This window comes from Microbulbifer sp. (assembly GCF_036563125.1).
GTDB lineage: Bacteria > Pseudomonadota > Gammaproteobacteria > Pseudomonadales > Cellvibrionaceae > Microbulbifer.
On the sequence record NZ_DATCMV010000044.1, the window covers coordinates 1 to 13,882 of the forward strand.

Below are 13,882 nucleotides of genomic sequence, written 5' to 3' on the forward strand. Positions count from 1 at the left end.
GTTTTTAACACGCTGTTTCTACACACCTTTGGGCTCGTAGACACCGCTAACTGAAAAAGTACAGGGGAAGGGAATTGGAGACGCAGCATAAAACGGGGAACCTGTCGCTGGCAGCCTATGCCAGCATGGCGGCGCCAATGAGTATTGTGTTTACCCCGCTGATTATTTTCCTTCCGCCCATGTACGCCACCGAGGTCGGGCTAAGCCTGACCACGGTGGGACTGCTGTTTCTTGTGGCGCGATTCTGGGATGCGGTAACGGATCCCATAGTTGGCCGTCTGTGTGACCGCTGGTCATTTTCCTTCGGTCGCCGCAAAGTCTGGATACTGTCGGCTGCACCGTGCCTGATGCTGATGGTGTGGCTTTTTTTCCAGCCCCCGTCGGGCGCCTCTGCGGTGTATCTGTTATGTATGATCCTGATCTTTTATCCCGTCTGGACCATGGTCATGATTCCGTACCAGTCCTGGGGGGTGGAACTCAGTCAAAACTATCAGCAGCGTACACGAATTGCTGGTTACCGCGAGGTGGCATCGCTGATCGGTACTACAGCGGTGCTCGGTGTGCCGATGTTTTTTATCGACGCCGGTACTGCCACCAAGCGTGAGGTATTGGGGCTGATGTGCGGGTTGTTTTTGGTTTTCTTCCCGCTGACTGTACTGCTGGCTATCTGGAGAACGCCTGATTCAGGCACGAGTAGTGTAGTGCCCAAGGTCAGCATAAAGCAGCTGTTCCGGGTGCTGTGGGCAAATGGACCTTTTGTTTCCATAGGCAGCGTGTATTTCATCGTCCAGTTCGGCTATGGCATGTACCTGTCGGTTATCCAGCTCTTCATCATCTCGACACTGGGACTCGGTAAGCAATTCCTGCTACTGGTATTTATCAAACACATCATTGCCATACTGAGTGTGGCCATCTGGGTGCGGATATCCCGCCGGTTGGGCAAGCACATCGCGTATGGGATCTGCCTGCTGGCCACCGCTGTCGGCCTCGTCGGGTTCAGCACCATAGAGCCCGGCAATTTCAATCAGGCATTGGCACTCTTTGTTTACCTGGGTGTGGTGACAGCGCCAATACTGGTTTTTCCACCGGCCATTGTTGCCGACACCATTGATTATGCGCGGTGGAAAAATGGCGATGCAGAAACCGGGCTGTATATGGCGTTACTGCAGTTGATCAACAAATCGGCGCTGGCATTGGCCATCGGTGTGACGTTCCCTCTACTGGATTGGGCCGGCTTTAAAGAAGGGGGAAGCAACGACACCCTGGCCTGGAGCCTTATGCACGGCCTGGCGAGCTGGTTACCCGCCTTGATACTACTGGCGGCAGCGGTACTGGTGTGGCGCTTCCCACTCAACCGGCTTCGCCACGCGGCCATTCAGCGGCGTTTGGTATCCAGGGCACGCATAAACACGTCGCCAGGTTTTTGATGCGAAAGGCAGGCATAGATTTGCGATTAGCTAGCAGGCGGAAAGATTGCTGCGCAGCGTCTGCCGCAGCCAAGGCATCGCAGCCGACTAGGTCACTGGTATCGGCTATTCGCGCAAGGCAAACAAATTTCGTATGGGTGTGACCGGAAGTAGAATTGTGGACTCTATTTTGTAATAGAATTTCTCTGGTTTGCGGCAAAATTGTCCGTTGAAGCCGCGATGTGAAAACTATTTGTTTTGAAATTTGGTTTTATTTGTTACTAATCGTCCTATCTGGTAAATCGTTTGTAGTAATACTACAATCGCCTCCGCTTGCTTACGCAGGTCAGTTAATTGAGGACAGTTACCGCATACTGCGTGCTGTAAATGGCCCATTTTCTGCTTAACTGGCCCCGTAGCACTATCGAATTCAATGCCGAATTCAGTCGAGCCGGTCAAAAACCGGCGGTATTCAGGTCGCTCAGTCCCTCCTTGGTCACTACAGTGCTGAAACACTGATCAGTGAACGCTGCTTTTCCGCCATTTAAGGTGGTGAATTGGCGCGCGAGGAGCCAGATGTGGGAGAGAACTCCCGTGTATAAGGTACTGTTGCGCGTCAAAATTCTGACCATAAAAAACACCGACTCGACGTCGTACTTTCGCCGAGGAGCATTTGATGCACGAAGAAACCGACATTCAGGAAACGCAAGAGTGGCTGGACGCGCTGCAGGCGGTCATCCGCCACAGCGGCAAGGAGCGCGCGGCGTTTTTGATCAAGCAGCTGTCTGACCGCGCCACCAATATTGGCGTTCAGCTGCCGGCGGCCATTACCACCCCCTACCGCAATACCATCCCGGTACAGGCGGAAAAACGCATGCCCGGCGATCTGTTCATGGAGCGTCGTATCCGCTCCCTGATCCGCTGGAACGCGCTGGCCATGGTGGTTCGCGCCAACTCCAACAGCGACAGCCTGGGCGGTCACATTGCGAGCTTCTCCTCCGCGGCCACCCTGTACGACGTAGCCTTCAACTACTTCTTCCGCGGCAACGAGGGTGAAGAGCGCGGCGACCTGATTTTCTTCCAGGGCCACAGTGCCCCGGGTATCTACGCCCGTTCCTACCTGGAAGGTCGCTTTGATGAAGACAAGCTGGACAACTTCCGTCGCGAAGTGAACGGCCAGGGCCTGTCTTCCTACCCGCACCCGTGGCTGATGCCGGATTACTGGCAGTTCCCCACCGTATCCATGGGCCTCGGCCCGATCCAGGCGATCTACCAGGCGCACATCATGCGCTACCTGTCTGCGCGCGGCCTGTCTCCGCGCGGCGATCGCAAGGTGTGGGCATTCCTGGGTGACGGCGAGTGTGACGAGCCAGAATCCCTGGGCGCAATCGCCCTGGCGGGCCGCGAGAACCTGGAGAACCTGGTGTTCGTGGTCAACTGCAACCTGCAGCGCCTGGATGGCCCGGTGCGCGGCAACGGCAAGATCGTGCAGGAGCTGGAAGGTGTATTCCGCGGCGCCGGCTGGAACGTGATCAAGGTCCTGTGGGGCCGTCTGTGGGATCCGCTGTTCGAGAAAGACGACAAGGGTCTGCTGCAGAAGGTCATGGACGAAACCGTCGATGGCGAGATGCAGAACTTCAAGGCCAACGGCGGCGCCTACACCCGCGAGCATTTCTTCGGCAAATATCCGGAGCTCGCGGAAATGGTCAAGGACATGTCCGACGACGAGATCATGAAGCTGAACCGCGGCGGCCACGACCCGTACAAGGTCTACGCAGCCTACGCCGAAGCCATGGCGAGCAAGGGCAAGCCCACCGTGATTCTGGCGCAGACCGTAAAAGGCTACGGTCTGGGATCCGCCGGTGAAGCGGCGATGGATACCCACAACGTCAAGAAGATGGACACCGAGGCGCTGAAGCGTTTCCGCGACCGCTTCGCGATCCCGATTACCGACAAGGAAATCGAAGAGGTTCCCTACTACCGTCCGTCCCCCGACAGCCCGGAAATGAAGTACATGGCCGAGCGTCGCAAGGCGCTGGGTGGTCCGGTACCGTCTCGCAGCGTGGACGTGGCGAAGCTGGAAATCCCGGAACTGGACGCGTTCAGCGCCGTCACCAAGGGCTCCGGCGACCGCGAAATCTCCACCACCATGGCGTTCGTACGCCTGCTGTCGGTGCTGGTGAAAGACAAGAACATGGGCCAGAACGTGGCGCCGATCGTGCCCGACGAAGCCCGTACCTTCGGTATGGAAGGTCTGTTCCGTCAGCTGGGTATCTACTCTTCCCAGGGGCAGAAATACACTCCGGTCGATCACGGCCAGATCATGTATTACAAGGAAGACAAGAAAGGCCAGGTGCTGGAAGAGGGCATCAACGAAGCCGGCGCCATGTCCGCGTGGATGGCTCTGGCGACTGCCTACAGCAACCACGGCGTGCCCATGGTGCCGTTCTACATCTACTACTCCATGTTCGGCTTCCAGCGCATTGGCGATCTGGCCTGGGCGGCGGGCGACATGCAGGCGCGCGGCTTCCTGGTAGGTGCCACCGCCGGTCGTACCACCCTGAACGGTGAGGGCCTGCAGCACCAGGACGGTCACAGCCATGTGATTTCTGCCACCATCCCGAACTGTAAGAGCTACGACCCGGCCTACGGTTACGATCTGGCGGTCATCATCCGTCACGGTCTGAAGGAGATGTACGAAGAGCAGAAGAACCTCTTCTACTACGTCACCATCGAGAACGAAAACTACCTGCAGCCGGAAATGCCGCAGGGCGTGGAAGAGGGCATCATCCGCGGTATCTACAAGCTGGAAGGCAACTCCCGCAAGGCCGGCAAGGGCAAGGCGGCGAGCAAGCACGTACAGCTGGTGGGTGCCGGTTCCATCCTGCGCGAAGTACTCGCCGCCGCGGACATTCTCGCCGACCAGTTCGGTGTGACTTCCGATGTGTGGAACCTGACCTCCGCCACCGAAGCGGCCCGTGAGGCCCAGGACGTGGCGCGCTGGAACATGCTGCACCCGACCGAAGCTCCGCGCACCGCGTGGATCAGCGATCAGTTTGCCGGCAACGAGAATCCGGTGGTGATTTCCACCGATTACATCCGCGCCTACGTGGAGCCGCTGCGCGAGTTCATTGACGGCGATGTGATTGCGCTCGGCACCGACGGCTACGGCCGCTCCGACAGCCGCGAGCAGCTGCGCCGCTTCTTCGAAGTGGATCGCAACTACGTGGCCATCGCCGCGCTGACCGGTCTGGCGAAGCAGGGTGTGATCGATGCCAGTGAAGTGGCGGATGCCATCAAGAAACTGAACATCGACGCGGAAAAAGTTAATCCGCGCCTGGTTTAAGGTCCGCTGAAAAGGAAACTAGAGATATGGCAAAACAAGTCATTAAAGTGCCCGATCTCGGCGGCGCCGATCAGGTCGATGTAATTGAAATTGCCGTTGCTGTGGGGGACACAGTGGCGGAAGAGGATGCGCTGATCGTCGTTGAAGGCGACAAGGCCTCCATGGATGTACCCGCGCCGCTTGCGGGCAAGATCCTGAGCATCTCCGTCAAGGTGGGTGACAAGGTCTCCGAAGGTGATGTGATTGGTGAGATTGAGGTTGCCGGCGAATCCGCAGAAGCGGAAGCTGCGGCACCGGTCGCCGAGGCGGCACCGGTTGCGGCGCCGGCGCCGGTTCCCGCTGCTGCGCCCGCAGGCGAAGCCAAAGAGCAGGACATCGTGGTGCCGGATCTCGGCGGCGCCGAGTCTGTGGACGTGATCGAACTCTCCGTCGCTGCCGGCGACGAAGTGGGCGAGGGCGATTCCCTGATCGTGGTGGAGGGCGACAAGGCCTCCATGGATGTTCCCTCTCCGGCGGCGGGCACCATCGTGTCCCTGTCCGTGAAGGTGGGCGACAAGGTATCCACCGGCGACGTCATTGGTGTGATGAAGGCGCAGGCCGCTGGCGCTGCGGCCCCGGCTCCTGCGGCGGCAGCCCCGGCGGCGGCACCGGCCGCTGCCGAAGTAGCTGTGGTTGCCTCTCAGGAACCGCCGGCGGCACCGCAGAAAGATCATCACCTGGAGCGGGACCACTCCCCCTCCGCGGAAGTTTACGCCGGCCCCGCCGTGCGCAAACTGGCGCGCGAGCTGGGTGTGACGCTGAACAAGGTCAAGCCCTCCGGCCCGCGCAACCGTGTCACCAAGGATGACCTGCACGCCTACATCAAGGAGCAGGTGAAGAAGGCGGAAAGCGGTGCGGTAGCTGGTGTTGGTGGCGGCATCGGTGTCGCGCCGATGCCGGAGATCGACTTCAGCCAGTTCGGCGCGGTACGCACCGAGCCGATGAGCAAGATCCACAAGATCACCGCGGCGAATATGTCGCGCAACTGGCTGAACGTGCCCCACGTTACCCAGTTCGACGACGCAGATATCACCGAGCTGGAAGAATTCCGCAAGTCCATGAAAGCGGAAGCGGAAAAGCGCGGCGTGAAACTCACCCCGGTGCCGTTCCTGCTGAAAGCGGCGGCGGCGGCGCTGCGCGAAGTGCCGAGCTTCAACGTGTCCCTGCACAACGATGGCGAGCACATCGTGCACAAGGATTACGTACACATCGGTATGGCGGTAGATACCCCGAAAGGTCTGATGGTCCCGGTGATCCGCGACGTGGACAAGAAGGGCCTCTACGAGCTGGCAGAAGAAGCCACCGCAGTGGCGATTGCCGCGCGCGATGGCAAGCTGAAACCCCGCGATATGCAGGGCGCCTGCTTCACCATCTCCAGCCTTGGCGCCATCGGCGGCACTGGCTTTACCCCGATCGTGAATGCGCCGGAAGTCGGTATCCTCGGTGTTTCCAGACTGGCGGTGCGCCCTGAATGGAACGGCAAGGAATTCGTGCCGCGGCAGATGCTGCCGCTGGCACTGTCCTACGATCATCGTGCGGTAAACGGCGGTGACGCGGGACGCTTCCTGACCTACCTGTCCGCAGTACTCGCAGACGTGCGTCGATTGCTGCTGTAATCGACGTCACTGCGCCGTCTAAAAAACGCCGGTGGGGAAACCCGCCGGCGTTTTTTTATGCGTGGAAATTTGGCGGCTTCCGACACCTCAACGCCATATATTCGCGCCACTTTTCCCGCGGTTGTCGCGGAATGTTTTCTGCAGTTGAATCCCGCGCTTTTAATTCTGGTTAAAAGCTGTACAGCGTCGTCGAACACGTCCTGAGGACTAAACTGAAAATACAACAGGCGGGCCCCGGGAGAGGACGCTCCGGGCATGCCGAAGAGGTGCAATGCGAATCGCGAGGTAGTCTAGTCATGAATCGCACAGGGATCGCAGTGGTGGCAATGGGTGCCACCCTGTGCTTACAAGGTTGTATATTCGTACCCTTCGAAACTGAACACAGTTACGACCCGTTTTTCTTCAATCCGGACGACAAGAGCCAGACCGCAGATTTCGTTGAGGTGGGGAACTACCTTCCCAATACTTCTGTGCCGCCGGCGGCCAGTCGCCAGTGTTCGACAGAGGTGGAAAACGCCAAGGTGGGCTCTGCCTGCTGGTTTTTCCCGGTGATGCGGGTCTACTAATTCCCGCGGATAAATCCGGATTTCATTACGACCTCCCGTTTGGGGGGGGTCGCTGTATCAAGGTCCCATGACCAGGAGGCTCCATGCGCACACCAGTGATGACTCTCTCCCTGTTGGCGGCAGCCACATTACTTTCCGCCTGTGGTACCAGCAGTGTGCGCGATCAGGTGGTCTACCCTAACAGTGCGCCCGTTCCCCGCGCGCAGGAAGAGCAGAAAACCAATTACGGCGGTTGCCCCGGTGATGCCGAGGAGCTGGCACCGGGCTCCATCTGCCCGGCTTCGGCCCAGTGCTACGAAATTGCCGGCGGACGCCGCTGTATCGTTTACGAGAAGTAAGCCTGCGGAAAACTGCCGGGATTGGGCAGGGAAGCCCATTGGTGTTCACAGAGGATGTGCGATGAAATTGCGCCTATTTGCCCTGTTCGTTACAGCTCTTTTTGCCGGTTGTGCAGGCACTGCAAGCAACATGGGCAATGTCACAAGTCTGGACGGATTCTGGTGTGATCTCACCGGCAGTCCTGCCACCTACTATCAGGGGCGGCTGCCGGAGAATCTGACACCGCTGTATCCCCGCAATTGCTTTGCCGGCGACACGCAAATTCCAACGGCCAGTGCTTGCCTTACCGGCGACACGGTCTGCTATCAACTGGATACCGGTAACTGGTGTACCGCGGGCGTCACGCCCCAGTGCCCTGCTGGCAGCGCGCCGTTGACCATGGATGTGCCCTGTCCGGAGGGCGGCCGTTGCTGGTTATTCAGCGAAGGGCTTCGCTGTTACTCATTTGACGCCTAGTTCATGCCTGGGGTGCCCAGGGTAGCCAGATACTGACCTGCAGGCCGCCGTCACTGCGGTTGTGCAAGCGAATCCGACCGCCGTGGGCATCGGCGATTTCCCGGCACAGGGCGAGCCCGAGTCCAACCCCCTGGGGTTTTGTGGAATAAAAGGGAAGCAGCGCCTGCTGCAGTACCCTGTCGCTCATACCGGCGCCACGGTCGGCCACCGTAAGCAATTGCCCGTGCGCATCGGTTTCGATGCGCAGGGTGATGTCCTTCTGTTCACTGCCGGATTCCGCGGCATTTTTTAGCAAATTCAGCAGTGCCTGTTCTATCTGGGCAGCATCGAAATATCCAGGGCGAGAGGGCAGTTCACCTTGCAGCGTGAATGGGTGTAGTGGCTGCAGTCTCGCGACCAACTTGTGCCAGGAGACCTCTTCACAGGCGGGCGCCGGTAATTTGGCGAAGCGCGCATACCCCTGGGTAAATTCCGTGAGGTGGCGACAGCGATCGGCGATGACATCGAAAACGCCGGCCAGCTGTTGCGCGTGCTGGTTGTCGGGCAGCATTTTTTCCGACAGCAATTTGCCACTGTGTGCCATGGAGGAAATCGGCGCGAGCGAATTGTTCAGCTCGTGGCTGATTAGGCGGATTACCTTTTTCCATACCTGCACTTCCGCCCGCGTAAGCTCCCTGGTCATTTCCCGCAACAGGATAAGGCGGTGCCTCTGCGAGTTGAGGACAAAGGTACTGTTGCTGATATGCAGTGTCTGGCTGCTCTCTCCGTCGAGATAGCTGATGAGTCCGTCACGCTGCTGCTCTATGGCCTGGGCAATCTCCGGCGGACAGTGCGGAAATACCTGCTGCAGAAGGTGCCCCTGCAGGGCTTTGCCACCGTGGAGCAGGTGGCGGGCGCTGGTGTTGGCATAGATGATGTGTTCACCCTGATCCACCAGCAGCAGCGCCAGTGGTGAACTCTGGATTACGGTATCCAGCAATAACTCCCGCTGGTGAATATGCGCGCGTTCCCGTCTCAGTATTTCTCCCACTTCGTTATACAGGTCCGCGAGATTGCCCAATTGATCGTGGCGGTTCAGCGCGAGCGATATGGAAAAGTCGCCGTCGCGGAAATTGAGCAGGCCGCCCTCCAGACTCTGCAGCGCGCGGTTGAGATTGCGGGTGAGGGGGCGCAACAGCGCGAACGCAAGAACAAGAGCGAACAGCAGGCCGGCGCTCCAGGCGAGCACGGGCTCAGCGCCGAGCTTCAATAATCCGAAGGGGATGCAGGTGCCCAGCGCCACCGCAATCAGTACTGTGGCGAAGAGCTTTCCTTCCAGTGAGGCCCAGGAGCGGGCGGTGCGAGGCATCAATAGGGAATTCCGTATTTGTCGAGCCGTCGGTACAGGGCTTGGCGGCTGAGGCCCAGTTCCCGCGCGGCCTGGGCAATGATGCCATTGCAGTTGGCCAGTGTCTGTTCCAGTAATTCACGGCTGGGTTCGAAACTGTGTTCGGGGATTTTCGCTTGCGCGCCTTCCGGCAGTGCCAGGGTCGCTTCCTCAATGGTGTCGCCCCGAGTGAGTACCGCGGCGCGCTGCATGACGTTCTGTAGTTCGCGCACATTGCCGGGCCAGCTGTAACGCATCAGGCGTTGCTGCGCTGAGGGGGAAAGCTGCTTGCCACTATTGGCGAGAAACGCGCGCGCGAGCGGCAGGATGTCTTCCGGTCTCTCCCACAGTGGAGGCAGCTTTAATTCGATGACATTCAGGCGGTAGAAAAGGTCCTGGCGGAAGCTGCCGTCGCTGATCATCTGCGGCAGGTCGCTGTTGGTGGCGCTGATAACGCGCACGCGAACCTTGCGGGTCTGGCTGCTGCCAAGACGCTGGAATTCCCCGGTCTGCAATACGCGCAGCAATTTCACCTGGCCGCCGGCGGACAGCTCGCCGATTTCATCGAGAAACAGGGTGCCGCCGTCGGCGGCCTCGAATCGGCCCTGACGCATTTTGTTGCCCGCGCCGGTATAGGCGCCGGCTTCAGCGCCGAACAACTCCGCTTCCATCAGTTCTTCCGGCAGTGCGCCGACGTTGACCTTGATGTAGGGGCCAGCTTTGACACTGGAGTTGGCCTGGATGATATCGGCAATCTTTTCCTTGCCGGCACCGTTGGGGCCGGTAATCAGCACCGGCACATCGGAGTGCGCGACCTGTGTGGCCATTTCCAACAGGGATTGGACCTGTTGGCTGCGGTAGACAATACCCTGCAGGTCAAATTGCTGTTGCAGTTGTTCCCGCGCCTGTTGCGCGCGGCGCTGGGACTGGCGTTGCTGTTGTTGCAACTCATGCAGTTCCAGCAAATTTTTGATGGTGGCGACCAACTTGTTGTCGTCCCAGGGTTTGCCTACATAGTCGGCGGCGCCGGCCTTGACCAGTTCCACGGCCATTTCCAGCTGGGTCCAGGCGGTGAGCAAGATGACTGGAATGTCCGGCTGCAGTTCGCGCAGGGCAAAAAACAGGGCACGACCTTCCTCGCCGGACGTGGTGTCGGCAGTGAAATTCATATCCTGGATGACAAGACTGATGTCCGGGTTTTCCCGCAGCAATTGCAGGCCTGCCTGGGGAGTGATGGCACTCAGGGTCTCGATATCGTAGAGGGATAACAACAGGGAGAGCGCAGAAATGATGCTGCTGTTGTCATCTATGACAAGAACTCTATCCATAATTATTTTCTAGGCTACACGAGCGAACGGGCGCAAGCGCCCGTTCTGACAAAGAGGTTATTGTACCCCGCTTTACACACTGCGTGTGGCGGTAGCCGGTGAGATGTTCGCCGCGCGCAGTGCCGGTACCAGGGCTGCTGTCAGACTCACCACCAGTAGCGCCACGGCACAAGCGACGGTAATGGTCAGTGGCAGTGTGGGTTGCTCGAACTCCCTAACCAGGAAGCCATTGAAGATCTGCGCAGCGGCGGTGCCGAGGGCAATACCGGTAGCTGCGATCATCAGGTTTTCCAGCAGGAAGTAGCGGCTGATAGCGGTACGAGTAGCGCCCAGTGCGCGGCGTACACCGATCTGCTTCTGACGCTGGGTAATCCAAAACACCGTGAGACCGACGATGCCGAGGGCAACGATAAAGGTCAGCAGGATGACGACGCCGCTCAGTACCTTGACCATGGTGTTGTCGCCGGCATAGTACTGGGCCTTTTCCTCTTCGATGGTGTGCGTATTGATCACGCGGTTGCCATCGCGCTCGGCCAGCTTTTCTTCGACCAGCTTCTGTACCTTGTCGCGCTGGCCCGGTTCGGCGCGCACGATGTAGTAGAACCAGCGGTCGGTGATAGCTGGATAAAATGCACCGCGACCGGCAATAGATGAATTGGGCCAGGGTCCCAGGTTGCGCTCCACGATACCGATAATCTTTATCGGATGGTCGTCACCGCCGTTGAAAAACGCTTTGCCCAGCACATTGCCATTACTCTCGGGAAACAGGTCATCGGCAAATTTCTGGGTCACCACCGCGATGGTTGGACGATCGTTGCTGCTGGGGCTGATTTTCATCACCTCTTCGGGGTAAAACCCGCGGCCGGCGACCAGCTTCATACCCAGTGCATCAATAAAGTGTTCATCCGTGGTGTAGTAGTTGGCGCCCAACCCACCGGTTTCCTTATTCGGTTCGGTATAGAAACCACTGGCGGAGCCGCTGCCGGATAGTGGCACATGGTTGCTGATAGTCGCACTGGCTACTCCCGGCAGTGACCGGATCATGTCCAGGTCCTGACGGAAGGCATCGTACATGTCGTAGTCCTTGGGGATCGCCATGAAATTGAAGGTGACAATGTCATTTTCGGCGATGCCAGTAGGTCGCGACATACGCTCTGTGCGTTCGTTCATGACCACCAGCGCATTGCTGACGATGGCGAGCGTGAGCCCCAGCTGTAGTGCAATCAGCAGCGCGGAGACTTTGTGGCGCCACAGCGCCGATAAAATGGGTCGCAGTTCCAACATGGTATTTTCCTTTCTGCTTGCGCTGATTTACTGGGTTTTCAGGTAAATGGACGGATTGGTGCGGCTGATGCGCCATGCCGGATAGAGGCCCGCCAAAAGGCTGGACAGCATTGCGAGGCCAATCGCCGCCAGCATCATGGTCCAGTCCATGGAAGCAACGCGATCCATATAACCCATCTGCAGCTGTCGAATCAGCGCCAGGCCGGCGAGGGTCAGCAGAATGCCCCCTAACCCGCCGAGCAGGCCGACACAGCTGCTTTCCACCAGATGCTGGCTGAACACCGCATTGCGACTGGCGCCGAGCGCGCGACGCACACCGGCTTCCGGTGCCTTGCGCAGGAATTTGGCCAGCAGGAGTGCAACCGCGTTCACAAGACAAACCAGCAGGAAGGCCAGCGACAGCCAGTTGAGCATGCGGTCATCGCCGTCGACGACCTCATTCAGCAGCAGCCACTCGGACGGTTTGCTGAGACCGAACTTCAGCGGGCGCGGGAAGCGTCCCTGTTCTTTCTGTTCGCGGATGTAGCCGGTGAGGAAATCCCGATAGGCTTCGATCTGCTGAGGCGTATCCAGTTGCACCCAGTACTGCAGCCATACCATGTCGCTGTTCAGGCGATCTTCATAGCTGTTGATCTGTTCCGATTTCCAGCCATTGGTGTTGCCCCAGGGGTAGATTTCGAACGCGCGGTGCAGGCCAAACGGCAGGAACGCTTCCGCGGATTCGTTGAAGTGGCCGTTATTCAGGTCGTGTACCTTGGGGCTGGGCTGCCAGTGCTCGGTCACACCCACCACGGTGAAAGGCACACCATTAAAGTTGACGGTGCGGCCAACGCTGTTTTCGCCACCGAACAGTTTTTCGTTACTTTCCTTGGACAGCACCAACTGGTGAATCGGGCTCTGGTCCGCCTCTTTTGACCAGGTGCCGCCGTAAAGGAACGGCACATCAAACAGGGCGAAGAAGTCGCGAGTCGTGACCCGGGAATCGGCGGTAAACGGGCGTATATCCGAGTCTTCCAGGGAAATAGGGCCGCCCCAGCGGTGCATGGCAACCTGGTTTATCGGGATATCCGAGCGCAACAGGTTGACTGCGTCCTGGTAGGTCAGCTGCCAGGGCATTTCGCTGGGGTTGTCTGCCGCTTCGTGGGGGTCCCAGCCGTCCAGCTGCACGGCATACAGCACGTCGTCTTTGGCGGCGAGTGCGTTGCGCGACATCATGTAATTGAGGGTCAGGGTGGTCATGGCGGCACCGACGCCGACGGCAATGGCCGCGACCATCAGCCCGCTCAGCACCGGGGTACGGCGCAGGCTGCGTATTGCGAGCGAAACGTAGTATCCAAACATGGTCCGTCTCCTCAGGCGATGGCCGCTTGTTCTTGCGGGGTGGCCTGGCGCAGGTCGGAAACCTGTCCGTCCACAATCTGGATATTGCGCTGCGCGCGACGGGCGAGATCCGGGTCGTGGGTCACCATGATGATGGTGGTACCCCACTCGTTGATGAATTCCAGTAGCTCCATTACCTGGCGGGCCATCAGCGAGTCGAGGTTACCGGTGGGTTCGTCCGCGAGCAGGAAGCGGGGTTCACCGGCGAGCGCACGGGCAATGGCCACACGCTGCTGCTGACCGCCGGAAAGCTGCGCCGGCAGGTGTTTTGCGCGCGCGGAGAGACCGACCTGTTCCAGCGACTTTTCAATGCGACGGCGGCGCTCCTTGGCATTGAAACCGCGATAGCGCAGGGGCACATCGATATTGTCGAACAGATTGAGATCGGGAATCAGGTTGAAGCCCTGGAAAATAAATCCGATTTTTTCATTGCGCAGATGCGAGCGCTCGCGGTCGGAAAGACCGCCCACTTCCTGCCCGTCCAGCAGGTATTCACCACCGGTGGGGGTTTCCAGCAGACCGGCGATATTCAGAAAGGTGGTTTTACCGGAACCGCTGGGGCCGGTGACAGAAACAAATTCTCCCTCGTTGACCACCAGGCTGAAATCCCTGAGTGCGTGGGTCTCGATGGTATCGGTGCGGTAACTTTTACGGATGTTGTGCATTTTCAACATGATGGATGTCCTTGTCTTAACGTGAGAGCTTGTTGGTTTTATTTACAGATTTGATTCAGTCTTTCAGCGCAACCAGTTGCGC

General features: G+C 58.8%; 11 protein-coding genes. 6 read left to right on the forward strand and 5 right to left on the reverse strand.

The genetic code is table 11. From position 1 onward, the window contains the following. The first annotated feature begins 74 nt into the window (after positions 1-74). From VIL80_RS03475 to VIL80_RS03500, 6 genes are all read left to right on the forward strand, one after another. The gene (locus tag VIL80_RS03475) at positions 75-1,427 is read left to right on the forward strand and encodes an MFS transporter (RefSeq protein ID WP_332034768.1); all 1,353 of its coding nucleotides are present in this window, start codon (positions 75-77) and stop codon (positions 1,425-1,427) included. A gap of 655 nt (positions 1,428-2,082) precedes the next feature. After that, positions 2,083-4,752, forward strand: a complete 2,670-nt coding sequence (aceE, locus tag VIL80_RS03480) for a pyruvate dehydrogenase (acetyl-transferring), homodimeric type (RefSeq protein WP_332034769.1) — start codon at positions 2,083-2,085, stop codon at positions 4,750-4,752. Positions 4,753-4,778: 26 nt separating this feature from the next. Beyond that, positions 4,779-6,407: a dihydrolipoyllysine-residue acetyltransferase gene (gene aceF / locus VIL80_RS03485; RefSeq protein WP_332034770.1), complete on the forward strand. Its 1,629-nt coding sequence runs from the start codon at positions 4,779-4,781 to the stop codon at positions 6,405-6,407. A 296-nt stretch (positions 6,408-6,703) separates the two neighbouring features. After that, complete coding sequence (locus tag VIL80_RS03490; protein WP_332034771.1) at positions 6,704-6,973, forward strand: hypothetical protein; 270 nt, start codon at positions 6,704-6,706, stop codon at positions 6,971-6,973. Positions 6,974-7,056: 83 nt separating this feature from the next. Beyond that, positions 7,057-7,311 (forward strand): hypothetical protein, encoded by a 255-nt coding sequence (locus tag VIL80_RS03495; protein WP_332034772.1) that lies wholly within the window; start codon positions 7,057-7,059, stop codon positions 7,309-7,311. A 61-nt stretch (positions 7,312-7,372) separates the two neighbouring features. Beyond that, on the forward strand, positions 7,373-7,768 hold the full coding sequence (locus tag VIL80_RS03500; protein WP_332034773.1) for a hypothetical protein: 396 nt from the start codon (positions 7,373-7,375) through the stop codon (positions 7,766-7,768). 1 nt (position 7,769) lies between these two features. Here VIL80_RS03500 and VIL80_RS03505 read toward each other — a convergent pair whose 3' ends face one another. From VIL80_RS03505 to VIL80_RS03525, 5 genes are all read right to left on the reverse strand, one after another. Further along, positions 7,770-9,116: a sensor histidine kinase gene (locus VIL80_RS03505; protein ID WP_332034774.1), complete on the reverse strand. Its 1,347-nt coding sequence runs from the start codon at positions 9,114-9,116 to the stop codon at positions 7,770-7,772. Continuing rightward, positions 9,116-10,462: a sigma-54-dependent transcriptional regulator gene (locus tag VIL80_RS03510; protein WP_332034775.1), complete on the reverse strand. Its 1,347-nt coding sequence runs from the start codon at positions 10,460-10,462 to the stop codon at positions 9,116-9,118. Before VIL80_RS03510 ends, VIL80_RS03505 begins: the two co-directional genes overlap by 1 nt. 72 nt (positions 10,463-10,534) lie before the next feature. Then, complete coding sequence (locus VIL80_RS03515) at positions 10,535-11,746, reverse strand: ABC transporter permease (protein WP_332034776.1); 1,212 nt, start codon at positions 11,744-11,746, stop codon at positions 10,535-10,537. A gap of 27 nt (positions 11,747-11,773) precedes the next feature. Next, the gene (locus VIL80_RS03520) at positions 11,774-13,087 is read right to left on the reverse strand and encodes an ABC transporter permease (RefSeq protein WP_332034777.1); all 1,314 of its coding nucleotides are present in this window, start codon (positions 13,085-13,087) and stop codon (positions 11,774-11,776) included. An 11-nt stretch (positions 13,088-13,098) separates the two neighbouring features. Continuing rightward, complete coding sequence (locus VIL80_RS03525) at positions 13,099-13,800, reverse strand: ABC transporter ATP-binding protein (RefSeq protein WP_318954992.1); 702 nt, start codon at positions 13,798-13,800, stop codon at positions 13,099-13,101. Between the last annotated feature and the right edge of the window lie 82 nt (positions 13,801-13,882).